This is a genomic window from Rhodococcus sp. ACS1, from assembly GCF_002300155.1.
GTDB lineage: Bacteria > Actinomycetota > Actinomycetes > Mycobacteriales > Mycobacteriaceae > Rhodococcus_F > Rhodococcus_F koreensis.
Genome location: NZ_NSDZ01000001.1, coordinates 250,034 through 275,091 on the forward strand (window position 1 = coordinate 250,034; position 25,058 = coordinate 275,091).

22 protein-coding genes and 4 pseudogenes are annotated in these 25,058 nt (G+C 63.2%); 3 read left to right on the forward strand and 23 right to left on the reverse strand.

Annotated features, from left to right (window positions below; translation table 11 throughout):
- Positions 1–182: 182 nt before the first annotated feature.
- A pseudogene (locus tag CJ179_RS01170) lies at positions 183–332 on the reverse strand (ATP-binding protein); the annotation flags it as partial.
- Between the two features lie 245 nt (positions 333–577).
- Between CJ179_RS01170 and CJ179_RS01175 the strand changes: the two are divergent.
- The 3 genes and pseudogenes from CJ179_RS01175 to CJ179_RS01185 form a co-directional block, all read left to right on the forward strand.
- Positions 578–2,455 (forward strand): RNB domain-containing ribonuclease, encoded by a 1,878-nt coding sequence (locus CJ179_RS01175; RefSeq protein WP_095860470.1) that lies wholly within the window; start codon positions 578–580, stop codon positions 2,453–2,455.
- Between the two features lie 216 nt (positions 2,456–2,671).
- Positions 2,672–3,103 (forward strand): hypothetical protein, encoded by a 432-nt coding sequence (locus CJ179_RS53940; protein WP_143548860.1) that lies wholly within the window; start codon positions 2,672–2,674, stop codon positions 3,101–3,103.
- A gap of 247 nt (positions 3,104–3,350) precedes the next feature.
- Positions 3,351–3,773 (forward strand): annotated as a pseudogene (locus CJ179_RS01185) (integrase core domain-containing protein); the annotation flags it as partial.
- A 304-nt stretch (positions 3,774–4,077) separates the two neighbouring features.
- Here CJ179_RS01185 and CJ179_RS01190 read toward each other — a convergent pair.
- The 22 genes and pseudogenes from CJ179_RS01190 to CJ179_RS01290 all read right to left on the reverse strand — a co-directional run bounded on the left by CJ179_RS01190 (position 4,078) and on the right by CJ179_RS01290 (position 25,021).
- Positions 4,078–4,797: an IS6 family transposase gene (locus CJ179_RS01190; protein WP_143548876.1), complete on the reverse strand. Its 720-nt coding sequence runs from the start codon at positions 4,795–4,797 to the stop codon at positions 4,078–4,080.
- 46 nt (positions 4,798–4,843) lie between these two features.
- A pseudogene (locus CJ179_RS01195) lies at positions 4,844–5,095 on the reverse strand (IS1380 family transposase); the annotation flags it as partial.
- Between the two features lie 640 nt (positions 5,096–5,735).
- The gene (locus CJ179_RS01200; protein ID WP_095860473.1) at positions 5,736–7,520 is read right to left on the reverse strand and encodes a CoA-transferase; all 1,785 of its coding nucleotides are present in this window, start codon (positions 7,518–7,520) and stop codon (positions 5,736–5,738) included.
- Positions 7,521–7,609: 89 nt separating this feature from the next.
- Positions 7,610–8,389 (reverse strand): enoyl-CoA hydratase/isomerase family protein, encoded by a 780-nt coding sequence (locus tag CJ179_RS01205; RefSeq protein WP_257015230.1) that lies wholly within the window; start codon positions 8,387–8,389, stop codon positions 7,610–7,612.
- Positions 8,390–8,463: 74 nt separating this feature from the next.
- Positions 8,464–9,627 carry an acyl-CoA dehydrogenase family protein gene (locus CJ179_RS01210; protein WP_095860475.1) on the reverse strand — a complete coding sequence of 388 codons (1,164 nt, stop codon included), beginning with the start codon at positions 9,625–9,627 and terminating at the stop codon, positions 8,464–8,466.
- Positions 9,614–10,030 (reverse strand): Zn-ribbon domain-containing OB-fold protein, encoded by a 417-nt coding sequence (locus CJ179_RS01215; protein ID WP_095860476.1) that lies wholly within the window; start codon positions 10,028–10,030, stop codon positions 9,614–9,616. The genes CJ179_RS01210 and CJ179_RS01215 overlap by 14 nt, the downstream gene beginning before the upstream one ends.
- Before the next feature lie 4 nt (positions 10,031–10,034).
- On the reverse strand, positions 10,035–11,207 hold the full coding sequence (locus tag CJ179_RS01220) for a thiolase family protein (protein ID WP_257015231.1): 1,173 nt from the start codon (positions 11,205–11,207) through the stop codon (positions 10,035–10,037).
- A 161-nt stretch (positions 11,208–11,368) separates the two neighbouring features.
- Positions 11,369–12,052 (reverse strand): GntR family transcriptional regulator, encoded by a 684-nt coding sequence (locus tag CJ179_RS01225; RefSeq protein ID WP_095860477.1) that lies wholly within the window; start codon positions 12,050–12,052, stop codon positions 11,369–11,371.
- A gap of 165 nt (positions 12,053–12,217) precedes the next feature.
- Positions 12,218–12,772, reverse strand: a complete 555-nt coding sequence (locus CJ179_RS01230) for an isochorismatase family protein (protein ID WP_095860478.1) — start codon at positions 12,770–12,772, stop codon at positions 12,218–12,220.
- Between the two features lie 71 nt (positions 12,773–12,843).
- Positions 12,844–13,134: a Dabb family protein gene (locus CJ179_RS01235; protein WP_179377487.1), complete on the reverse strand. Its 291-nt coding sequence runs from the start codon at positions 13,132–13,134 to the stop codon at positions 12,844–12,846.
- A gap of 150 nt (positions 13,135–13,284) precedes the next feature.
- The gene (locus CJ179_RS01240; protein WP_095860480.1) at positions 13,285–14,319 is read right to left on the reverse strand and encodes an LLM class flavin-dependent oxidoreductase; all 1,035 of its coding nucleotides are present in this window, start codon (positions 14,317–14,319) and stop codon (positions 13,285–13,287) included.
- 66 nt (positions 14,320–14,385) lie between these two features.
- On the reverse strand, positions 14,386–14,688 hold the full coding sequence (locus CJ179_RS52525) for an oxidoreductase C-terminal domain-containing protein (RefSeq protein ID WP_257015368.1): 303 nt from the start codon (positions 14,686–14,688) through the stop codon (positions 14,386–14,388).
- Positions 14,677–15,537 (reverse strand): annotated as a pseudogene (locus CJ179_RS52530) (NAD(P)/FAD-dependent oxidoreductase); the annotation flags it as partial. The gene CJ179_RS52525 and the pseudogene CJ179_RS52530, both read right to left, overlap by 12 nt.
- Positions 15,538–15,579: 42 nt before the next feature.
- Positions 15,580–15,906, reverse strand: coding sequence for a 2Fe-2S iron-sulfur cluster-binding protein (locus tag CJ179_RS01250; protein WP_095860482.1), 327 nt, complete (start codon positions 15,904–15,906; stop codon positions 15,580–15,582).
- A 156-nt stretch (positions 15,907–16,062) separates the two neighbouring features.
- Positions 16,063–16,899, reverse strand: coding sequence for a hypothetical protein (locus CJ179_RS01255; RefSeq protein ID WP_095860483.1), 837 nt, complete (start codon positions 16,897–16,899; stop codon positions 16,063–16,065).
- 44 nt (positions 16,900–16,943) lie between these two features.
- Entirely contained in the window at positions 16,944–17,642 is a 699-nt protein-coding gene (locus tag CJ179_RS01260) for an HpcH/HpaI aldolase/citrate lyase family protein (protein ID WP_179377488.1), read from the reverse strand.
- Between the two features lie 78 nt (positions 17,643–17,720).
- Entirely contained in the window at positions 17,721–19,322 is a 1,602-nt protein-coding gene (locus CJ179_RS01265) for a thiamine pyrophosphate-binding protein (RefSeq protein WP_179377489.1), read from the reverse strand.
- Between the two features lie 142 nt (positions 19,323–19,464).
- A complete protein-coding gene (locus tag CJ179_RS01270; protein WP_095860486.1) occupies positions 19,465–20,703 on the reverse strand; it encodes a cytochrome P450 in 1,239 nt (412 codons plus the stop codon).
- 61 nt (positions 20,704–20,764) lie between these two features.
- On the reverse strand, positions 20,765–21,529 hold the full coding sequence (locus tag CJ179_RS01275; protein WP_179377490.1) for an SDR family NAD(P)-dependent oxidoreductase: 765 nt from the start codon (positions 21,527–21,529) through the stop codon (positions 20,765–20,767).
- Positions 21,530–21,665: 136 nt separating this feature from the next.
- A complete protein-coding gene (locus CJ179_RS01280; protein ID WP_179377491.1) occupies positions 21,666–22,823 on the reverse strand; it encodes an alpha-hydroxy acid oxidase in 1,158 nt (385 codons plus the stop codon).
- Positions 22,824–22,911: 88 nt separating this feature from the next.
- Positions 22,912–23,733 carry an SDR family NAD(P)-dependent oxidoreductase gene (locus CJ179_RS01285; protein WP_218834799.1) on the reverse strand — a complete coding sequence of 274 codons (822 nt, stop codon included), beginning with the start codon at positions 23,731–23,733 and terminating at the stop codon, positions 22,912–22,914.
- Between the two features lie 64 nt (positions 23,734–23,797).
- A complete protein-coding gene (locus CJ179_RS01290; protein WP_095860490.1) occupies positions 23,798–25,021 on the reverse strand; it encodes a cytochrome P450 in 1,224 nt (407 codons plus the stop codon).
- Positions 25,022–25,058: the final 37 nt, after the last annotated feature.

Below are 25,058 nucleotides of genomic sequence, written 5' to 3' on the forward strand. Positions count from 1 at the left end.
TGGCTGCCCATCAGATTCATGGGTTGTGCGCTCGGGTCGCCTGTCGATTCCGATGACGACCCGGCACTGTCGATCACGGAAAGTGCGCCAGATCCCTGGGGATCCCTGTAGGCGGACAGGTGACCTCCCAGCCTGCGGACAGTTGATCTCCCTATCCGCGGTCATGTGATCTCCCTGTTCGGTCAGGTCAGTGGCACCACCCCGCGTCCGGCGGTGGCCTCGCTCAGCCGCAGCGAGGTGCCCTCGGCGAGCACGATGTGGGCATGATGCAGCAGTCGGTCGACCGCAGCGGTGGCAAGGGTCTTGGGCATGATCGTGTCGAACCCATCTGGGGCGCGCATATGTTCGTGCTGAAGGAAAGATGCTGCTAGCTGGTCTTATCAACGTTCTGCGTGTCGCACCGTCCACATCGTCGGCCGAGTAGTGACACCCCGCAGCGCTGACCGCACACCATTCCATGGGACCTCACACGAGGATGCCACCCACGCCGTGGGGTTGGCCCGGCGTGTGCCGGCGACCCGCAGGGTCCGTAGCCGGTTATCGTCGAAGACCTGTAGGGAACCCAGGGGGTATCGACATGGCATCACCGACCACGACCGACCTGTCGACGCTGCTGATGATCGACTCCGCCTCCGCGCGGGACCGGGACGACGCCTTCTCGGTCCTCCCGCTCGCCGGGGCGCGTGGGTGGGCGGTCGAGGTCCACATCGCCGGCGTCGCCGACGTCGTGGAACTGGGGTCGGGCGCCGACGAGCAGGCGTTCCTGCGGGCGGAGACGCGGTACCTGCGCGACCGCACCATCCCGATGCTCGGCGAGACGGCCGAACAGGCGGCCACCCTGACCTCCGAGTCTCGGCGGACCAGTCTGCGGGTCACCGGCGATATCACGACCGATGGCCGCCTGGTCGACGTCACCGTCGCCCGCGGACAGATCCCCTCCGGAAGATGTGCGGCCGTCGATCACGCGCAGGTGCCCGGCATCCTGACCGACCCGCAGCATCCGCTCCATGTCCAGTTGGCCGCGGCGGATGCGGCCGCGCAGGCCCTGCTGGGCGCCCGCCGCGACGGTGGGGCGCTGGCGTTCTACGACCTCACCCGCGGCTGGGCAGCCAACGAGGACGGCGCCATCGTGGCGATCGCCGCCGAACTGCGCACCGTCGCCTACCTCATCGTCCAGGAACTGATGATCGCCACCAACGAGGCCGTCGCCCTCTGGTGTGTGGAGCAGGGGTTGCCGATCCTCTTCCGCAACCACCGACCCAACCCGGTCGCCGGCAGCACCGACGAGCTCATGACCGAGATCGCCGCCGCGGCCGGGGACCCGGACCTGTTCGCGAAACTCCGCGGACGGCTGCTGTCCACGCTGCGGGCCGCGACCTACGACCCGACCGTGCACGGCCACTACGGCCTCCGCCTGAGCGCCTACACCCACGTCACCTCACCGCTGCGCAGGGTCGCCGACCTGATCAACCAGCGGATCATCCTCGCCCACCTCGACCACTCCCCCACCCCCTACAACCCGGACCAACTGGCCGCCCTCGGCGCCGACCTGAACCGGCGCACCCGCCAGGCTCGGGAAGCGAAGAAGAACCACTTCAAACACGCCGACCACCGCATCGTCGCCGAGCAGGCCACCCAGGATCTCGCTGCACTGGACGGGCGCCGATTCCACAAGGTCCTCAAAGCCGCGGCCGCCGGACCGCTTCGCGACGAGATCGCCGCCGAACTCGCCCGCCGTGTCGACGCCGACCTGCTGACCGTCCCGGACGTCGCGGTCCTGATCGACGCCGCCGACCCCACCTGGCGCCCGATCCAACTCCGCGTCCTCGACACCATGGCCGCCGCCCATCCGGAGATGGGCCCGAGTGTGGCGTCGGTGTGGCGGCAAACCCACCCCGACCAACCCCCCACCGACGTCGAGACCCGGCAGAACGGCGCCGCCCACAACCCGCTGTTCGCCGCCCGCGCCACCCACCTCGGCATCCGCGGCCCCTGGACCATCGCGGCTGCGAAGAAGCCGGCCGAACAGGCCGCCCTCTGGGCGGCACTGCGCGCGCAGCTGACCGGCACCGACCACCCCGACACCGAACCGGACTGGCCCACCACCGAGCCGTCCACGCAACCCACGACTCCCCCACCGACGCCACAGGATTCCCGGCCCGCCAAGACCGTCGAACCGCATCGGAAGACCACGCCGGCCGCACTGAACCTGGACGGGGCAAAGAAATCCAAGGCACTCTCCAACCCGACCGCCTGGCTGATGAGCCTGGCCCAGAACAACAATCAGGCCCCACCCGAGTGGGAGATTCGCACCGACGGTCCCGCGCACGCACCCCGCTTCACCGCCACCGTGCACCTCGCCGGCCGCACCGCCACCGCCGACGCATCAACGAGAACGGCGGCGAAGACCGCATCGGCCACCGCGCTCGTCGAGGCACTTTTCGCTCGGCAGTGACGGCGCCGCGCGGTCTTGTGTTTACCGCGGCAACACCGGTCGGGCGCCGGGACGGCTGAACCGCTGCCGGTCAGTCTCAGGCTGGTAGCCGCCTGAGGCGCGCCGACCGAAACAGGGACGGCACTCTCGTGGCGGCCCCTCTCTGTCAACCTGGTCTGAGACACAATCTGTGTCTGTAATCAGTGAGGTTTGAGGGCGAGTTCGGAGTAGGAAGCATTGAGTAGCGAAGAGACTGCGGACCGGGTGGATCCGGTCGGTGTGCGACCCGGTGAGGTGCCCGACCCCCAAGTGGCCGAGAAGGCGGTGCGGCGAACGTTCACCGCGAAGTACAAGCTCGCCGTCGTCGAGGAATACGAGCGAGCCGACCACGGTGAGCGGGGGGCGATCCTGCGGCGGGAGAACCTGTACTCGTCGTTGCTCACCGAATGGCGGCGTCAACGCGACAGGGGTGCCCTCGCCGGCTTGTCGGTGCCGCGCGGACCCAAGCCGGCAACCGGGCCCACCGAGAGCGGATTGGCTGCGGAGAATGCGCGGCTGACCGCGGAACTCGAGCAGGCCCGGGACGTGATCCGTATCCAGGGGGAACTGTCCGCGCTCTTGGAGAAGCTCTCATCGAGCAGCGCGGAAAATCGCGGGAGCAGGCGTTGACGATGATCGATCACGCGATCGCCGAGTTGACGCCGCTGATCGGGGTGCGCCACGCGTGCACCTCGACGGGTCGTGCACACGCCAGCTACTACCGTGCACACCCGAAATGCGCTGGCATACAGGGCACTTCACCGACAATCCCCGAAGTCGGGCCGGCGAACGCTTCCGGGCGAGAGAGTGCGCAGCCGCGGGCATTGTCGAACGCGGAACGGGCGCGGGCCCTCGCGGTACTGAACTCGCAGCGGTGGGGTCGTCGATGACGTCCAAGCCGGTCGCGTTGCTGCTCGCCGACCTCGGGGTCACCAAGTCCCATTCACGCCCGCACGTGTCCAATGACAACCCGTTTTCGGAGTCGCAGTTTCGCACGATGAAGTACCGGCCGGACTTTCCTGGCAGGTTCGCCAACATCGAGGCCGCACGGATGCACGGCAAGGAATTCTTCGATTGGTACAACTTCGAGCATCGCCATTCCGGGATCGGCCTACACACCGCTGCCGACGTGCACTACGGGCGAGCCACGGAGGTGCGCCGCCGGCGTGGCATCGTCCTCGATACCGCCTACGCCGCGCACCCGGAACGATTCGTTCACAACCCACCGGAACCACCGGCACTTCCCACCACCACATGGATCAACAAACCACCCACCGAGGAGGAGAACCCGACACACTAAACCTGCCGAAGCACTGTCTCAGAAAGGTTGACAGGTTCCGGGCCCGGACAAAAGCGCCGTCGATCGATCGGAGCATCAACATCCCGACGCTCTTCGGTCCGAGAACAGAATGACGCAGGGGCCCCATGCCGCGGTTCGGGCGAGAGCAGGTCCCCGGGCAGCCGGTCGAGACGAGCGCGGATGCGGGATTTCCGGCCGATGTGTCAGGCAGTGTCCGCACGGCATTGTCACATTAACTTGAATGTTCGGTGGCACAACGTGTTCCGGTGTAAATTGAGGCAGCGGCGGCGTCGCGGTTGACGTTTCAGGCAGCTGTGGCGCTGCCGGTGGATTCGCGCCAGACCGCGAACCGGTCGGCCATCACCTGTCGGTACTCGCCGGCCGGAAGCCGGTGCCGTCTCGGTCGAAAGTGTGAGCAGATCACCCCGAAGGCGGACAGGAACAGTTGGGCGTGGGCCGGTGACTTGAACCCATGCATCGCCCGCTCCCGCTGCCGGGTCGGCTGATGGGACAGCTCGGCCCGGTTGTTCAAATACCTCGATCGGCGATGCTCCACGGACGGCATCATCTCGCGGTGCGCGACCTGGTAGCTGCCGAGCTTGTCGGTGACCAGCACCCGCGGCACATACCCGAGTCCCTTGAGCAGTTTGCGGAAGAACCGCTTGGCCGCCGGGGCGTTTCGGCGCGACTGGACCAGCACGTCCAGGACGGTGCCGTCCTGATCGACCGCCCGCCACAAGTAGTGCTGCTTGCCGTTGATCTTCACGAACACCTCGTCGAGGTGCCACTTGTCGCCGGGGCGGGCACGGCGGCGACGTAGCTGGTTGGCGTAGTCCTGGCCGAACTTGGCGCACCAGCGGCGGATCGTCTCGTAGGACACGACCACGCCGCGTTGCAGCATCACTTCCTCGACGTCGCGAAAGCTCAAGGTGAACCGGAAGTACAGCCAAACGCAGTGGTCGATGATCTCGCTCGGGTAGCGGTGTCGCTTGTACGACGGCGCGGCGGTGCTCACGACCACCATCCTGCCAGCCACTCTCGACAGCTCGTTAACGTGACAATGCCGTTCAGATCGCCCCGTGCCGCAGGATCGCCAGGCCAGCGATGCTGTCCGCGCCGGCGACCATCCCACCGATCAGGGACCCGATCTTGCGGCCCGGGTTGGCGCCCTTGTCGGTCGGCACGCTCAGCTGCTCGTCGGCGAGCGTGAGCAGGCCGCTGGCCTGCGCCAATGCCATCACCGGGACCAGTCCCGCAGTCGACACGAGATTGGGATCGTCGAACCTGGCAGCGGCGATGGGTCGGGTGTGAGATAGTTGCATCTACGAGATGCCCTTCGTCGTGGCCGAATTGTTTCTGTGAGAAGTTCAATTATTCCATTACGACAGGGCATTTCGCCGTTACGACCCACCCACGAACTCATCCGGATCGGTGCATCCAGGCTAAGCTCGAGGCGCTGCTCGTGGCCGGCACCGTCCTATTGCCGACTCGAACCGATCTCGCACGTAAGCGTTGAGCAACCGATCCGCCACTGACTGCTCGATTCCCGCATCCTTCACGGCATCAGCCAGAACTTCACCGAAACGCCTCCGCGAAACACCGAACCTCACGAAGATCTCCTCGTTCGAGGGGCCACCGTATGGCTCCCAGATCACTGCGAGTCGCAAGATCTCCTCTCCTTCGGGCGACAACTGTGACGCCCGAGGCTGTGCCCGATCGACGCGTGCCCGACGATCTGTTCCTGTCGCGCTGCCGTGAATTGCGTTGGATTGCCTCATTCCAGGAGGATGAGATCGGTAGCGTGGGATCAGTCCCGCCTCGGATACACCTTCCACTGTTACTCCCTCGTCTTGTGCCATTGCTCCCTCGCTTCGCGTCTGTCCCGTCGGATCCATCTACCTCCCGTCGCACCGCCAGCACACCACTTGAGTCGTACGCTGTGTACGCCACATCGCCTGCGAACTACCGATCGCGGAGATAGAACTTCTGCGGATCGAACGCACGGAGGATCGTCAGCTCCTCATCCGACGGCGGAACTTCGATGGTGAGCCCATCACTGACTTCGAATGTGAACCCGGTCCGTTCGCGGGTTTCACGAAGGCCTTCTGCTACAGTCGCTCCCGCCGCAGGCAACAAGGCAGTGAGAACGAACTCTCCGGTGCTCGGCGATCGGTCGAACACGCACAGTTCGGTGACGATCGTCTGGACTTTCGCGCCCGGTGAGGTGATGTAGGGTACCGCCTCGACAAGTCGCGTACGGTCGTGACCGACCGTGACGATCACCTCCTCCGCACCCGACAAGACGTCGTTGGCCCCGCCGGATCCGACAATGAAACGGCCGTCGTCGGAGTATGTGGAGTTGATCGCACCGGTTTTGTCGATCTGTCCGGCACCGACCAATCCGATGGCTGATGTCCCTGGTCCGGATACATACATACCCAACACGCTCATCACGTCCACCAACAGCTTGTTCGTCGGAACATTCTGACCGGCAAAGATGAACGGCTCACCGGGAAGCGGTGAGTAGTCGAAGAGACCGATCTCCGCCATCAACGCGACATCGACTTCGTCCTTCCGTAATAGTTTGACACCCACCCACGCAGCGAGGTTGGACAGTCCCACTCCGGCAAGAACCGCATGATGTCCACGTCGCATGACGGACCGACGGAGTGCACGGGAAGTCGCGATCACCTGGTGCTCCACCGGCGTGGCCGGCTCAATGGGCGAGGGAACTGCAACTGCAATCTCGTTGGTGGCGACATCTCGCCGAATCAGCGACTTCAGTCGATCGTCCCCGAGGAGTCGGCGGTACTCGTCCACCCCATTGATTCCTGTCACCCATTGCTCGATGTGGCGACGGAAGGTCTCCGGCGATTTGCTGGCCTTCAGCGTGTCCAGAACGAAATCCAGGTCTTCGCCGTATCCCTCCACTTCGGGAACACCCGGGTTATTGAATCCGAACGGATGTGCACCGAAAGGTACCTCACACACTGCGCGGACGACGTGCGCTGGAATTCGCGTGCGTGTATTCATCTTTCGAATTTCGGCGGTGGACACAATGCGTTCCACCGTGACGATTACACCCTGTTTGGCGGCCAGCGCTCCCACCTGCCCTTCACCGTACGGGGCAGCCAGAATGACGTTTCCGTGCGCATCGGCAGCTGCACCGTGCATGACGACGATGTCCGGTCGCAACGCAGAGACCAGGCTTGTGTCCGATCCGCCGTCGAGTGCGGCCAGGTCGATCAACTCGCCGCGAGCCGCTGCCTCGTCCCCCATCGAACTTCCCCGCATCGATTTGACGGGGAAGTGGGACACTCCCAACGCCCCCGCAGTCAACCGCGCGAGCAAGGACCACAGCGACCAATGTTCGATCTGTACCTGACCGCTGGAAATGGCCCTCACGAGGGCGGGATTGGGGCGTGCCACCGGAAAGTTCTCACCGGCGAACGACGCGATCACCTTACGGACCAACCCGAGTTCGATCAACGAGTGTTGAATGTTGACCATTCCCGCAGTCACCAGGGTGAACTGTGGATCGGTTCCGTTGAACACGCGTGCGACTGCCATGAGCGCAGCATTGGGGCGAGCATCCGAATAGGCCGCGTGGATCGTGTTGCCCGGCTCGACAAACGAACGGATCGCATCGTCGAGCTCCATGACCTTCGACTTCCCTTCGTCTTTGCGAAGGCCGAAATCGATGGTTGTGCCGTTTACGGATGGAGTCGAGGACCCGGAAGTGGTCATGATGTCATCGTCAATCCGCCATACAAAACATCCGTCAAATCCAACACCGCAAATACACCTCTCCCGCTATTTGTTCTCTGAGCAAAAGTTCATCTGAATACTGGAACGGACCGCGCCCGAAACGCTTCGAAACCGGTGCGTGCATCGGAGCCGGCCATATGCCGGACCGCTATGTCACGCTCCAGTGCAATCGCATCCGACAGAGGCCGGTCACGACCGAGCGCGACCGCCGATTTGATTGCTGCGCTCGCATGCATGCTCTTGTCCGCAAGGAGCTCCGCCATCTGTTGGGCTCGTTCGACCACCTCGGCTTCCGGCGCGACCACATTGGCCAGCCCGTACGAGACCGCAGTGTCGGCCTCGATGCCTTCACCTGACATCAGCATCCACTTCGCGTGGCGCTCGGCGATCTGGCGCGGCAACCGCTGCGTCGAGCCACCGGCCGGAAACAGTCCGTAGTTGGCGTGCTGATCGCCCAACACCGTCCGGTCACCGACGACGACGAAATCGCAGACTTGGGTGAGCTCGAATCCACCGGCGAGCGCGAATCCGTGGACCGCGGCGATAGTCGGTCGATCGGACTTCTCCACGACGGCGAGCGACGCGTGCCAGAAGTCCAGGAACTCGCTGAACGCTGCGGTGTCGCCGGCAATCTCGGATACTTCACCGAGATCTCCGCCCGCCGAGAATGCCTTGCCGGCGCCTCTCAGTACGATCACGCGGACCGCGGGTTCGTGATCGAGGAGCGAGATCGCGGTGCGGACACCGCGCAGGACACCTCGGTTGATCGCGTTCATCTTTCCGGCACGGTTGAGAATCACGTGGGCGACCGGACCGTCGAATTCCACCTGCACCTGACCATCCGACACATTCGAGACGGTGTCGGCAGCCGCAGACGGGCCTGACGGAGCGGTCGAGGTGTGCCGGCCTCCCGGTGGCGGTGTCATCGCGCCGCGTCCCCAAAGTACGAGCGTGCGATCAGCATCCGCAGGATCTGGTTGGTGCCCTCGTAGATCTGGCCGATCTTGGCGTCTCGCATCAGCATCTCCACCGGGAAGTCGCTGACATATCCCGCTCCGCCGTGGACCTGGACCGCGTTGGACGTCGCTTCCATTGCCGTGTCGGATGCCAGGGTCTTCGCGATTGCAGCCAGCCTCGATGCGTCCGGATGCCCGGCGACGAGGGCGTGCATCGCGTCGTACACCACCGAGCGTGACGCTTGCACACCGATCGACATGTCGGCGACGAGGAACTGCACGCCCTGGTACGAGGCGATCTCCTTGCCGAACTGTCGGCGCTGCGTCGCGTAGGCGGTCGCTGCGTCGAGGGCGCCCTGAGCGATCCCCAGGCACATGGCCGCAACACCGACGCGTCCCTCGTCGAAGCCCCGCATGAGGTAGGTGAATCCTCGGTCGACCTCGCCGATGACGTGGTCTGCCGGAACGCGGACGTCGTCGAAGATCATTTCTGCCGTCGCCGAGCCGTGGAGGCCCATCTTCCGCTCCCACCGGCCGACGCTCACGCCGGCGCGGTCCGCCTCCACGAAGATCAGAGACAGCCCTCGTGATCCTTCTCCGCCGGTGCGCGCCAGGACGGTGTAGAAATCGGCGAATCCACCGTTGGTGATGAATCGCTTGGTGCCGTTGATTATCCAGTCGTCACCGTCGCGCCGCGCGTTCGTGGTGATTCGCGCGAGGTCCGAACCGTGGTCGGGTTCGGTGGCGGCAATGGCGCCCATCCGCGTTCCCGAAGCCGCGTCCTCGAGCAGTGGACGGACCCAGTCGGGTTCGCCCGGTCCTGTCGCATTGAGCGCGATCACCTTGGTGGCGAGCCAGTGTGCCGTCAGGTACGTGCAAGCGCTGGGATAGGTGCGGGCCAGCTGCTCCAACACCACTGCCTGGTGCCGGACGTCGCTGTCGCCGCCGCCGTATTCCTCCGGTACTACGAGTCCGAAGAATCCCGCTGAAGCGAGGATGGCTCGAATTTCCGGCGAGAAGGTGCCGGAACGCTCTGTCTCGTCGATGAGGGGTCGAATCTTCTCCGTTGCCACACGGTGTGTGACATCCACGAGGTCTCTCAGCTGCTCGTCAAGGTCAGAGTGCAGCATGGCTACCCACCCTCCTGAACACCGGTGCCAGAATTTGTGATTCGGCCGATCCGATCGGTTCGACGAACATTTCGACGACCTCGCCGTGCTCGGGGTTGCCTTCGCCGGGCTCACACCCGATCTGCGCGAAGAAGCGGGGCCCCTCCTCCAGGTCGATGAATCCGGCCCAGAACGGTTCGTCGAATCCGCTCGGCGGCAACGAGATATGAACGGCCTCGTAGATTGTGCCCAATCCGCTGAGCTGGATCGGTTCGCATGTCACCTGGTGGTTACAGCACACCTCGCGTTGCGGAATGCGTACATCGCCACAGCTCGGGCAACGGCTCGCGGCCAGCCGCGGTGACTGCCCGTCCAGTTGGAGGAGCAATGACCGCCCCAGCGACAGTTCTCCCAATTCTTTCATGCTTCTACCGTCCGTACTTGGTCAGAATGGTGATACAGGAAGTAGCGAAGTCGTCTTCGTGGAAGCCACCCGAGATGTGTGCGAGAGCAGTCTTCGCTCCGAGCACTTGGCGGGCACCTGCGCGGCCGAGCAGCTGATCGGCCAGCTCGACGATCTGGGCGACTCCCGTGGCGCCGAGGGGATGCCCGCGGTTCAGGAGCCCACCACCGGTGTTGACGGGAAGTCGGCCACCGAGCGCGGTCTCTCCACTTTCGACCAGTTTGCCACCGGAGCCCGGTTCGCAGAAGCCGAGATCTTCGTAGTGGATGATCTCACCGATGGTGAAGGAATCGTGGACTTCGGCGACATCGAGGTCGTCGGGTCCGATTCCGGCCTTCTCGTAGGCTCGCTGCGAGGTGACCCTGTCGAGACCGAAGGAGGTCATGTCTCGGTCTTGGGTTCGGTAGTAACCGGTACCCGCCGACGACACTTCGATCTTGATCTTCGGCTCGATCCCGAGTCGCTCCGCCCCCGCCTCGCTGACGATGATCGCGGCTGCAGCGCCATCGCCGGTCGGGCAGCAATCGAGTAGGTTCAGCGGCCACACGACGGGCCTCGACGACAGGACGTCATCCAAGGTGTATGGGTCTCGATACTGCGCGCGAGGGTTGTCGGCTGCAGCCGTCCGGTTCTTCACCGCAACCGCGGCGATCTGTTCGCGCGTGGTTCCGTACACCTCCATGTGACGGCGGGCGGCGATGGCGTAGTAGGCGGGCGGTGTGTATCCGGCTTCGCTCTGAAAGGCCATACCGTCAGAGGTGAGAGGCCTGCCCGTTCCATTGCGCTGCGACATCTTCTCCACGCCGATCGCGAGCGCGACATCGTGGGTACCGGACGAGACAGCCATAGTGGCGATGTTGAACGCCATCGCGCCTGACGCACAGAATGCCTTTTCGTTGTAGACGGGCACACCTTCGATACCGGCTTCCCAGCCGATGAGCTGACCGACGCCACTCTCTCTTGACTGGAGGGTGCCGCTCCGCGCGGAACCGCAGGCCAATACTTCGATGTCGCGTGGACCGAGGCCGGCGTCGGCCAGCGCCTCGAGGACAGCCCCTCGACCCAACGAGCCCAGATCCGTCTCCGGAAACTTGCCGAACGGTGTCATACCGACACCTACCAGGAAGGTATCGCGCATGTCTTCTCCTTTGTATACCGTATACCGTTATTGGGGAAATGGAACCCGTGAAAGATTCATTGGTCGACCAGGTACGCGAGGGTGAATCGATCGAACACCCCCGCTGAACGGCTTACGACATACATCCGCGAAGAACGGGCGCGCGAGGGAAGCTGTTCGTCCTAGTCCAAGTCGATGCCGAGGCTTTCGAGGTATTCGATGAGTCCACGCCCGGAGCTGATGACATGCTCCACCATGAGATCCCGAGCCGCGCGGTGCTTGCGCCGAGTCATCGCCTCGATGATCTCGGCATGCTCGGTAATCGACCGCTCGCTCCACTGCGGCAATTGAGCCAAGTAGTCTCGCGGCAGATCGACCGAAACTTTCCGAATCGCGACAAGAAGCTTGCGCGAGCCGGCCATCCGATTGATTCTGCGATGAAAAGTCCAGTTCAGATCGACCATCGCGTCCAAGTCGTCCGCGTGGGCCGCCTGAACCATCCGACTCTGCATTACTTGCAGCTCATCGAGTTCCGACTGCTCGGCACGCCGGGAAGCACGCTCTGTCGCCATGCCGGTCAAGACACCCTGGATGGTGAAGGCATCGAGGAGATCCTCGCGCGTCAGCGGTGCGACCACGATCCGCCGATTACTGTCGACCGTCATCAGTCCTTCTTCGACCAAGATGCGCAACGCGTCGCGAACTGGCATTCGACTGGTACCGAAGCGATCGCACATTTCCTGCTGCGAGACGCGAGTGCCCGGACGCAGAACTCCGAATATGATGTCGTGCCTCAGCGAATCCGCAATCTGATTGCCGAGCGGACTTCTTTGCAGTTCGGAAGTGTATGTGCTGGTTGCCGCCACGTTTTGTCCCTGCCAATCGCCACATCTTCGAACGCCGCTAGTGAGTACGCTCGTATCCTATCCAGGTCCACCACGCTCACTGTGGCCACTCTCGCCCACGACCCACCGGCGGGCGCCGCCACTTCCGGTCGACTGGGTTGCCGACTCGCGAAGTGGCTCGCCCACTCAGCGGACCGCCGCGAGCACCTCGTCCGTTGTCGAAATCTCCGCCACGTGCGGGAGCACCGATTCGAGAGCGTGATTGTTGACCGTTGCGTCGAGGTCACCCACCGCATCACCGACGACCACGACGTTGATGCTCCGGTCGTACGCTCCGCGAGCGGTCGACTCGACCGCGAAGCTCGTGGTGACGCCGGTGAGAACCAGCTGGCCGACCTTCAGCTCCGACAGCAGCTCCGAGAATCGGTCATCGTGGAAGGAACCCATTGCATACTTGGTGAACGTCTTGTCCGAATCCTGAACCTTTAGCTCGGGAAGAAGCTCGGTCCAGTTCTCCGGCAGCGAGCCGCCCGGATCGGTGACCTCTTTCCGAGCGGTACTGCCGCCAGCCACGTTCACCCAGATCACCGGCAGGCCCTTCTTGCGGAATGCCTCTGCGAGAGCGACCGATCGGTCGATGATCTCGCTCATGGCGTTCGGCACGGACGGAAGACCCGCGGTACCGACCTGCAGGTCGAGAACCACCAGCGCAGCGTTGTCGTCAATCGAGGTCAGTGACATTTCGAGATCCCTTCGGTTGGATGTTCTGATAGAGAGAGTTATCGGTCGAATCGGCTGAGGGTGTCCCACGCTCAGCCGTCGAAGTCGACCACCGTGCGATCGGCCACGCCCTTCTTGATCAGCTCGGCCAGGTCGACGTGTGTCGGGTGCTTCGCGTACGCCTCGTAGTCGGAGGCCGCACCGAGCTCGACGATGATTGCGTAATCCCAGCTACCGCTGGTCAATCCGATGTCGGCCCCATAGGCGACGCCGCGGACCTGTTCGATTTCCTGTGGCAGCGTGTCGATCTTGCTCCCAACATCGGCAATGTATGACTCATCGGCATCGGTGTTGAACTTGATGAGGACTACGTGTGTGAACATATGAAACTCCAGGTAGTAGTGACCCGACCGACGACCGCTGTGGTCCGTCGCAGTCCGTTTCGACCCGGCATTCAGGAGCCCTCTGTAATAGCAGAGTACACACTCACAGTATACCGTATCCATAATGCACGTCTATCGTGACCAGGCGAGCTACACGCCGACCCGACCGCTACGCAACTTCGGGAGCACGTCCCTACCCACCAGATCGATCATCTCGTCTTTGTCTCCGCTCGCACCGACACAAAGGATGTTGTGGACGCCCAACTCACGGAGTCCTTCGAGTCTCTCCACCCACTGCGCTGGAGAACCGACCACACCCATACGCTCGATCAGGTAATTCCGCAGTGCCTCGTCGTCGAGCAATCGCCGATTCGGGTTGCCGGCATCGGTGCGGAGGTGCGCGCTCATATCGTAGTTCTCGGCGAGTGTACGGATCTTCGAATGATGCACCGATGGAACATCTTCGAGACCCGCGTCCCGGCGGGTGAGGAATGCTCCCGCCGCCGCCATCGACGGCAGGCAGTCGTAGCGGGCCTCCTCCGTGGTCACGCCGATGCTCGTCCGCGCGTACCAGCACAGCGTGATATCGGAGGGGTCCCGCCCGGCCGCCAGCGCTCCGGCGGCCACGTGCTGTTTCGCGCTCTCGATCAACTCCGGGGTGAGGCCGGACTCGATGATGACGGCGTCCGCCAATTCCCCACCCACGCGCAGGGCACGCGGTCCGGAGGCACACACCACGATCGGCACGGGCTTGGCATCCCAGCTCAGTCGCATCTCGACACCCCGATAGGTCGTTTTCCCAACCGACCAGAGTTCGCGTAATGCCTCGATGTGCTCACGCAGGTCACGCACGCTGACCTTCTGACGTGCACGACCCGTCCCGATCCCGATGAAGACACGACCCGGGTGGATGGTTTCCACCGAGGAGAACGCGGTGGCGACCACCAACGGATCACGATGGGTCGGGGTGGTGATCGTCGTACCCACGTGGCAACGCTCTGCAGCCTGCGCGACATGGGTCAGGGACACGTACGTGTCCAACATGTGTTCCGGGTTGTCGCCGACGGTGACGAAGGAGAACCCGGCCTCATCCGCAGCCTTCGTTTGTCGCGCAACGTCCGTCAGGTTCAGTGAATTGAGCACCATCCCGATACCGACGGGCGTCACTTCGTCCGATTCATTCATATCCTTCACTTTCGTTGCGTTCGCAGCCCTTCGGGACGGAGCCCGGAACTCGTCGACGAATCACGCTCAGCGCGCCTTGGATTCCTCTTTGAGTCGGGTGGTGAGCTTCTTCCGCGCCGCCATGTGATCCCGCGGTGCATTCACCGATTCGGTTCCGAGCAAGGTCTCGTCGGCAAAACAATGAATCGAGAACTTGTCGGGGTCGACGGATTCCTGCACCGACCGGGTGTGTCCCTCCACCAGCCCGGCGATCTGCAGCTTGCGCCCGAACTGTTCCGTCCAGAACCAGGGAACCGCGCGGTACGGTTCGGAGTAATCCTCGATGATCTGGTGGGCGATATAGCGCGCCTGATCGGTGGCGTTCTGCACCGACTCGAGGCGTGTAAGGATCGGCGGGGTGCCATCCGACCCGAGAATCGGATACCGAGCGCAGTCACCGACGGCCGAGATATCGGGATCCGTCGTCTTCAGGAACTCGTCGACCAGGATCCCTCGGTCGGTCGCCAGACCGGACCTCGCGGCCAGCGAATCGTTGGCGTCTGCGCCGATCCCGACGACCACGAGGTCCGCGTCCACCTTGGTCCCGTCGGATGCCACGACCGACGTCACACGATCATCGCGACCTTCGACGGCTGTCACACCCGTCCCGAGACGCAGATCCACGCCGCCGGCCCGATGCACATTCTCGAAGTACCGCGACATCGGCTGCGAGACAGCACGTGCCATCAATCGGTTTCCGACCTCGAAGACCACGACCTGCTTTCCCGCCGATGCGGCCATAGCCGCGGACTCGAGCCCGATGAACCCACCACCGATCACGACCACGTTCCGGGCGTCGGCAATCCTGCCTCGCAACTCCGATGCGTCGCTTGCCGTTGCAAGGTTGAGCACACCTTCGAGGTCGCCGCCCGGCACCGGCAGTTTACGGGGAACGGACCCTGTTGCGATAACCAGATGATCGTAGGAGAGGGGGTCGTGCCCGTCGATCACGACCTGCTTCGCGGGTCGATCGATTGCCGTCACGTGATGGCCCGAGATCAGTTCGATCTGTTCGTCGGCGTAGTAGGTCGCGGGTCGGAACACTCCGTCATCGAGTTCTTGCTTACCCCAGAGGAACTCTTTGCTCAGCGGTGGGCGCTGATACGGAACCCGGTTCTCACTGTCGATCAGGGTCAGCTCGCCGGTCCAGCCTTTCGACCGGAGAAAGAAGGCGATGTGGAAGCCGGCGTGGTGCCCCGAGGACGACGACCCGCCGCGGCGTCACCACAGCTGCTCTTCCGGTACATGCACCACGAGCCCGTCCAGCTTGTCGCAGGCGTCGATCTGGCACGAGAGCCGACTGTTGGGTCGACGATCGGAGGCCGCCTCTTCGAGCATCACGTCCTCCTCCTCCGACGGCTCCGGCAGCTTGTCCAGGTATCCCTCGTCAACGTAGACGTGACACGTCGCGCACATGGCCTGCCCGCCGCATTCACCGAGGATGCCGGCGATGCCCTTGGCCTGCGCAGCGAGCATCAGCGACTTACCTGCGGGTACATCGCATATCTCGAGGGAGCCATCGGGCTGAACATAGGTAATTTTCGACATGGCGTGACACGCCTTCCTATTCGATGCCTGAGCGGAAAACCATTGCACCGGCGCACTGAACGACGTACCTGCAGGGGATCCCACTCGATGAATCTTCTGTATACAGTATACGGTTTTGGTCACATTTCAATACCCGCCTTCGCGGGCGGGGTGGGGTCATGCCCCGGGTTCGACTATCGGCAGGCGGAGCAGAAGCGCCTCACCGTCTTCGACGCCCGTGAGCGTGTGCGTATCGCCGAAATCGGAGAACATGACGGATCGCGCCGTGAGGTTCTGGCCTTCGGAGGACAACTCTCCGCTCGCCACCCACACCAGGGTCGTACGTTCCGAACCCAGTTCGATCTCCTGACCGGGCTTCCACTTCACGGCCTGCACGTTCACGTCCTCGTCGGTGAAGTGTCCGAGATCCTTCACCGCAAGGCCGGATTCTGTTGCGCTCCAGTCGTAACCGGATGTTTTCATCACGATCGGCTGACCGTACTTCGGCGATGGAATAGTCAGCGGCGTTCCGGTGACGGTTTCCCACACGGCCATATTTCCGTCACGACGCACGGGGCGTCCCTTGGTGTCCGTTGTATGGTAGTAGCCGTCCTTGAACGTGCCCTTCTTCGCCAGCTCCTCGAACGCGCGGTTCGACTTCTCGCGAGTGACCCAGCCGCGACTCCACTGGATCAGGAGGATCTCCGCTTCCTCGATGGTCTCCGGGCCGTAGTACGCGCCGGCGGGGAAGTAGGTGACATCGCCTCCCTCCGCAACCTGCTCGAACCCGTAGTCCGTCAGCCCACTCAGCGTCACACGGAACTGAGCGAAGTCGTGCCGATGCCTCGGGGCGGTGAACGCCTCGTCGGACTTGTGGTAGTAGACCAGGTCTGTCGTGTATCCGATGCCTTCGGCGAGCTCGTTCTCGCGAAGGAATTTTCGTGAGATCTTTCCGGTTCGGGTATTCGCCGTAACCGGCTCCCACGGAATCGACTCAGTGTCCAGCACGAACATTGTTTCTCCAATCCGGTCCGATTCGATCTCGGACTGCTATGTAGTCAGGAAAGGGTTGCCCACGATTCGCGGGTCCGGGCGATACCGGCGTCGATGTATCCGACGTCGCTACCCATGGTCACCAACGTTGCTCCCTGCGAAATCCAATGTTTCGCAGCAGCTTCCGTGCCGGTGAAAACACCGAATGGAACCTTGTGGCGGGCACACGAACGGGCTACCACCGATACCGCTTCGGCCACCTCCGGTGCACCCGGATCGAGGATGTGGCCCATCGACACCGCCAGGTCACCCACACCGACAAAGAGACCGGAGAGGCCGTCGACCGTCGCGATCTCGTCGATCACGTCCACACCTGCAACATTCTCGACCATCGCGAGGACGGCAATATTGTCGTTTGCTCTGGCCAAGTAGTCGGCGCGGGTCCCGTACAGGCGGCTCGCACGGCGCGGACCGAACCCGCGGTTTCCCCGGGGCGCATACAACGAGGATGCGACGACAGCCTCACAATCGGCCTTGGAACTCACGCCGGGGACAAGCACACCCTCGGCGCCCAGGTCCAGGGCGTGCTTGATGTACACGTCGGCCTTGTCCGCGACCCGCACTATCACCGTGGAATCACTCGGATGAAGTGCGGTGAGCACACCTTGCAGCTGCTCGGCGCTCATCGCCGAGTGTTCGGTATCGACGATCAACGCATCCATCTGCGATCGCGCCATCAGTTCCGCGACGAACGGATCCGGCACGGTCACAAAGCTCGCTGCCGAAACTTCGCCACGTCGGAGTCGAGCCAACAGAGTATTGTCACGCATCGCGAGCCTTCCTTACGCCTTGGCCGGATCGATTCGAACTTCGAGCAATGCGGGTCCGCTCGCGAAGTCGAGACTGCTCAGAGCCTCGTCCAATTCGACGAAGTTCGAAGCCGTATATCCCTGTGCGCCGATGGATTTTGCGATCTCTCCGAAGTCAGGCCAGGTGAGCGTTGTAAATCCCGGTTCCATATCCCGACCCGTCAACTGGACATACTCGGCACCGTACGCGAAGTCGTTCAACAGCAGGACGACGAGATTCCGCTTCTGCTGAACTGCCATCACGAGGTCCGACAACCCACCGAGAGCGAACCCACCGTCTCCGACCGCAACGAGGACGGGGCGGTCCGGTGCTGCATAAGTGGCGCCGAGCGCCACCGACATGCCGCAGCCGATTGCTCCGAAGCTCACCGCGTGCGCGTACGACTGCGGCTCCTCCACCTCCAACGCCGTGAACGCCTGCTTGATGAACCGTCCGTTGTCGGTCACCACCACCCTGTTCTTCGGCACTGCGGCATTGACCCGCGCAAGGATTGCTGCGGTATCGAAGTTTCCGGTGGTGGCCCGAGACGGCCGATCGTCGTCGGCACCCGCGGATACGAGGGCAATTGCGGTATCGACGAACTTCGAGGCCGGCACTTCCGCGTCATCCAGGAGTTGCGCCATGGCATCGGCAGCCGATTGCGCATCGCCGAGGACCGCAACGTCGACGGTCGTGGACTTGTCGAGCCTGGTCGCATCGGTGTCGACGTGCACGACGCGCTTTCCACGCACCAACGATCCTTCGGCGGTAGTCCACGGGTTGAGCCCACAGCCGAACGCGATGACGCAGTCGCTGTGCGTGATGACCTGCAGCGCAGCCTCGTGGCTCAGCGTCCCGAAAACCCCGAGGTTCTGCGGGAGTCCCCGGAACTGGTCCTTTCCGCGAAGGGTCGTCGCCAGTGGTGCACCCACCCTTTCGGCGAACCGTGCGATGGCCTCGGTCGCGCCGGACAATGCGACGCCACGTCCGGCGAGCACCAACGGACGGGCCGACGAAGCAATGAGCCCCACCGCATCCTCGATCGACTCCGTTGCCGGCAGAGACGGCACGGCGTCGATCGACGCACGGACGGCACGGTACTCCACCTCTTGCCATTGGATTTCGATCGGCACGTTCAGCACGACCGGGATCCGCTCGACCCATGCGCGTCGGACCGCGGCCGCGACATCCGCCACGGCGGACTCCGCGGACCGGACCCGCTCGAATGCAACACCCGCTGCCAGTGCGACCATGCGCTGGTCGATGTCCTGGATGTGTTCGCGCTGCGAGAGGGGCGAATCGCCAGCAATCAGCAGCAGTGGTTGCCGAGCGCGCTCGGCCTCGACCAGAGCTGTGAGTGTGTTGGTCAAGCCCGGACCGTGCGTCACCGACGCCACGGCCAGTTTGCCGGAGACCTGGCCGTAGCCGACCGCGGAGAGTACCGCGCCACCCTCACTCGCTGCGCCGATGTACTCGGCATCGGCCATCTCGTGGAAGCTGTTCATGATGAACAGGTTGGCGTCACCGAGTACACCGAACACCTTGCGAATGTCGTTGTCGTAGAGCGCCCTTGCGAGCGCCTCGCACACTTGCATGAAACTCGTCCCTCTCAGTTGGTCGCTTGCTGCCTTACACGCGGCGCACCCGCCCGGACGCGGAGGTCGAGTTCCTGTTCGACCCTCCGGTCCGGGCCGCATCCGGCAAAAGCAGTGCCGTCCGCGTGCGGGCTGCCTGCTGCTACTTCGTGAACACCAGCTCGGCGTCGTACCAGCTGTTCCGCAGTACATGCACCACCGGAGTCGGCTCGGACACCGACTCGATCGCGCTGAAGCGGTCGAGCAGCTCGGTCAGGAAAATTCGCATGGTGGCACGCACGAGCTGCGCCGCAATGCACGAACGCGGGCCGTAGCCGAACGCCACATGCTGCAGCGCGTTCGTCCGTCCCACGTCGAACGTGTACGGGTCGTCGAACGCCGAACCGTCGACGTTACCCGCCGCGAACAGGAGGAAGATCCGCTGTCCCTTCTTGATCTTCTGCCCGCCGAGTTCGGTGTCCTCCAGTGCGGTACGGAGGAACGACCGAGCGGGTGACACCCAGCGGAGGGACTCCTCGATTGCCGAACCGATAAGCGACCGGTCTTCGCGGAGACGCGTGTACTGCTCCGGGAACTGGGCGAAGGCGAGGAGCATGCCGGTCATGAGTGCCCGGGTGGTGTCACTGCCCGCCGCGAGAACCGTGGTGCAGTAGGCGATGATGTTCGAATCGGACACCGGCTTGCCGTCCAGTGTCGCATCGACCATGTCCGTGACGAGCCCGGGGCTGGGATCGCGACGACTACGCTCGATCTCCTCGGCGAAGGTCCCGTTCATCGTGGCGAAGGTGGCCTTTGCCTCGGCGATCTGCTCCGGAGTCTCGACGGAGTTCATGGCTTCCAGGGCGTCGCTCCATCGCTTGACTTCCTCGACGGTCCTGCCGTGGATGCCCAGTAGCCGCGTGGCGATCATGATCGGAAGCAGATCCGCGAACTCGGCGACGAAATCGATCGGCTTTCCCGGCTCGATCTTGTCGAACAGCTCTCGGACGAAGCCTTCGATCGTCGGCCGCATCGCGTTGATGTTGCGGATCGCAAATGCCGGGCTGATGAGACCGCGGAGCGTCTTGTGACGTTCCGGCGGGTCCGCGAAGGCAAAGTGTTCCGCATCTGCGGGGAACAATCCGTCGAACACCGATTCGGTGGTGGCGGCGGTCTTCATCATGCGAAGGTCGTTGAGGAACATGCCGTGTCCCGACGAGAACACATCGTTCCGCTTCGCTCCCTCGCGAAGGTCGTCCAACCGCGTGATGATGAAGACATCGAGCGGTTCGTAGTAGTGGATCGGATCGTTCTCCTGCAGCTCCTTGTACACCGGCCACGGATCGTTCACATAGAAGTTGGGGTCTTCGAAAGGGATGGGTGTCTCCACGCTGAGTGTCATGACTGTCCTATGAAGTGAGGAATAGTTGATGTCGAATCGAGGTCGGGGCACAAGCCGACTGTCAGATGGCTGGTCCGGCGAGTTGCCCGCCCTCGACGAAGATCGCGGAACCGGTGACGAAGCTGCTGTCCTCGGACGCGAGGAATGCGGCAGCGCCGGCGATTTCTTCAGGCCTGGCGACGCGGGGAATCGGAAGATGCGAGTAGAAGGCGTCCTCGTCGAAACCGTCGGACATCAAGTTCTGATGCATCGGTGTGTCGGTGCCGCCGGGATGAAGCGAATTCACTCGCACCCCCATCGGACCGAGTTCGATCGCCGCCGTTTTCGCAAGTGACTTGTTGGCGGCCTTGCTCGCACCGTACGGCGCGAGACCCGATGTGCCGATCTCGGAGGCAGTCGATGACACGATGATCACCGAGCCGCCGCCCGCATCTTTCATGCCCGGCGCTGTCGCTTGAATTCCGAAGACGGCGCCGAGAACGTTGATGTCGAAGCTCGTCCGGTATTCACTCCCGTCGGTATCGAGCAGCGAGCTCATCGCCATCGTACCTGCGCTGCATACCAAGACAGTCGGGTCGCCGAAGTGCTCACGAGTTTTCTGCACGACACGGACCCAACCCTCGCGGTCCGTGACATCGAGACGCTCCGCGATGATCGACTCACCGCGCGGAACGGTGTCGCCGTCGATGTTCAGATCGGCGATGACGACTTGTGCGCCTTCTCGAACGAACCTCTCGACGATCGCACGCCCGATACCGCTCGCACCACCCGTGACGATGGCGACCCTACCGACCAAACGTGTGCTGGCACTTTCTGAATCAACCACCACAGCCCCTTCCGTTTTGACATTCGCTCGGCCCGACCGCCGCTTCGAATCATCGGGATTCCGTATACCGAATACGGATATGGCATTAATCACAACGAGTTTCGCGCGCCTCGTCGACCTACCGGTTACGATCCGGTCACGCGTCGTCCGGATCCAGCAGATCCGGCCCGATCGACTCGATTGTGGGTCGGCCGGACAAGGCCATCGCCATCTCGAATTCGGTTCGTAGAAGGTCGATCACGCCGGCAACTCCGTTCGCCCCGCCTGCCGCGAGACCCCACCAGTAAGGCCGTGCGATCAAGACCGCCTTCGCCCCGAGAGCCACTGCCTTGAGGATATCCGTGCCTCGTCGCACGCCACCGTCGAGCAACACCTCGGTGCGGTCACCGACCGCGTCGACAATCCTCGGCAGCACGTCGATCGTCGCCGGGGTCCCGTCCAACTGACGGCCACCGTGATTCGAGACCACGATTGCATCGGCTCCCTTGGCCACAGCCTGCCGAGCATCTGCCACTGTCATGATGCCCTTGACCACCATCGGTCCAGGCCACAGACCCCTGAGCCACGTCAGTTCGTCCCACCGAGACCCCGGATTGGTCAGTTCCTCGTTCACCCAGTTCATGAGCGCCATTCCGTGCGAATCGGGAACCAGATCCGCAAAGTTCGCGAACGTGATCTCCGGTCCACGCACGAGATGAGTCACCCACCGGGGATGAGTAGCCCCCTGGAAGATATTGCTCACACTCAGTCTCGGCGGGATGCTCATGCCGTTTCGGATATCACGTTCACGACGAGCCAGTAGAGGAACATCCACCGACACGACAAGAGTCGAGTAGTCGCACGCGATCGCACGTTTCACCACGTGCTCGATCGCCGAACGGTCTCGCCACGGATAGATCTGCAGCCACAGATCCCCGCCACCACTCGCCTCGCGGATCTCTTCCACCGTGAACGCCGTGGACGCGCTCACCACGAAGGGAACCCCGGTCCTGGACGCGCCACGTGCCACTTCCAGATCGGCGTGACGATGAGCCATCCGCTGGAGCCCGGTAGGACCCAACATCAACGGAAAGGGGATGGTGCGTCCCAAGACCGACGTCTCCATCGATATTCGGCTCACATCGACTTGCTGCCGCGGATGCAGAAGGTACTTGTCGAACGCACGCAGGTTGAGAGCCATCGTCTTCTCGTCACCTGCCGCCCCGTCTGCGTAGTCGAAAACGAACTTGGGCAGCCGACGCTGGGCCGTCCGCCGATACTCAGCGACCGAGACGAGCTTCGCAAGGTTTGTCACTGCAGTCTCCTCCCTTCTGTCCACGGGCCGATCGGCACGGGCTCGAGTGGTCGGCGACCGCTACGGCCGGCCGCCGGAATGATGCTGGTCAGGCCTGATCAGCCGGGGTCTCGGTTACCAGCCCGGCCTTGTTCATGAACAGATTCAGGCCACCGTCGGCCTCGATCGATTGGCCCGTGACGAAGGAGGCCTCATCGGAGCACAGGAACAGGTGCAGGTAGGCGACCTCACGAGGCTCCGCCATCGTCCGCATCGCAGTGTTCACCGCACCCTGGCGGCGCTTGCGCGCAGCCTCGAGCTCCTCAGCCGACCAGTGGTAGCTCTCGTCGATGTTCGTCTGCATTCGCCCAGGGCAAACACAGTTGACCCGGATTCCGTCTGCGGCCAACTCCGAGGCGAAGAACTTCGTCAGGCCCACTGCACCGAACTTCGACGCCGTGTAACCTCCGAGCGTCGAGCCACCCAGAATAGTCTGGCCGGCAACCGATGCACTCGAAGTCATCGACCCGCCACCTGCACGTCGCAGAGCCGGAGCCGCGAACTTGAAGGTTCGCCACACTCCACTCATGTTCACCTGGATCACCTCGTCCATCTGCTCCTCGGTGAGATCCTCGAGTCGCTTTCGTGAAGCGGCCCCGCCTATACCTGCGTTCGCAACCACCGTGTCGAGCTTCCCGAAGGTCTCTTCCGCCAGCCGTACTGCGGACTCGAGGTCCGCACTCTTGGCCACGTCCGTGTGGTGGAATACCGCCTTGCGGCCGCGCTGTTCGACACCCCGCACGACTTCCGCCCCACGTTCGGCATTGACATCGGCGACGACGATGTCAGCACCCTCTTCGGCAAACAGCAGACACGTCTCAGCGCCGAGGCCTGAGGCTCCACCGGTAACCAATGCCACCCTGTCCTGCATGCGACCCATTGTTTCGACTTCCTTTCGTAGTTCCGTGTCGAGTTCTCGACCGGAGCATGGTCCTTTACTTCGCAGCTTCGAAGGTCAGGTGGATTGGTGTGTACGGCCGGAACATCGACCCCCGCAGCTCGGGCACGCCCATAGCAGTGTCCAGACGCATCCCCGTCAGCCGCGAGGTCAATGCAGCGATCGACTCCTGGAGAATGACGCGCGCGAGTCCCGAACCCACACAAGCACCGATTCCGACACTGAACGTCAAGTGCTGCCGTGGATTCGGCCGGGTCAAGTCCAGTTCGTGAGCGTTCATATACCTGCTCTCGTCGCGGTTGCCCGAGGCGATGACGGCCGCGATAACCTGCCCCTTCTCGAGGTTGGCACCCTCGAAAACGGTATCGGCGGCGATCTTCCGACTGCGGAAGTGATTGGTGGGTACCAAACGCAGCGCCTCTTCGACGAACCGGGCGGTCAGCTCGCTGTCACCGTCGACCAGCTGCTCCACCATCCCCTCGGTCTGGAGCATCAGGCACACGGCATTCCCGATCTGAACGCTCGTGGTGCCGCTGCCACCGGTGAAGAACGTCCGCGCCAAGCCGTACCGCTCGTCCTCGGACCACCCCTCGAGCGCATCGTCGTGGAAGATCCGACTCATCACGGTGTCGTCCGGGGTCTGCTTCCGCCGCTCCATGTACGGGCGGATGAGCTCGTCGATCCGGTAGGTTCCGGCCAAGGCGGCCTCGGCGAACTGCTTCGACTCCGCCGGCTTGAGGTAGATCGACTCCTTGTACCTTTCGGTCAGATCGAAGTTGTGCCGCAGTTCGGCCATCCACTCGGCGTCATGCCAGGGCAAGCCGAGTACCGCAGCGATGACCCGGTCCGCAACCGGCTCGGTGAACTCGCTGATGAGATTCACCGTCCCGTTGCCGGCGAACTCGTCGATCGTCGCCGACACCACACCGCTGACGATGTCCCGGCGGTACCGGGCCAGCTCCTTGGCGTTGAAGAGCTGAAGCCACCACTTGTGATGCTTGACTCGCTCCTCGCCCAGCAGGAAGGACGGAGTGGCCACGGTACGAACATATTTCGGGTCGGTGACGATCTCCTCGGGAAGGAACCGAGGGAACGTTTCCTCGTCCGTGAGCACGTTACTTGCAGCGCTGTACCCCGCGGCGATCCAGAACCCGGTCCGGTCCTCGAACTCCACCGACTCGCGGGCTCGCGCCTGTTCGTAGTACTGGAATGGGCACTTTCCGTCTACATCGACAAATTCCACCGACTTGCGTGCAGTCATCTCTACGACCTCCTCAACGATATCCACTCGAATTTCC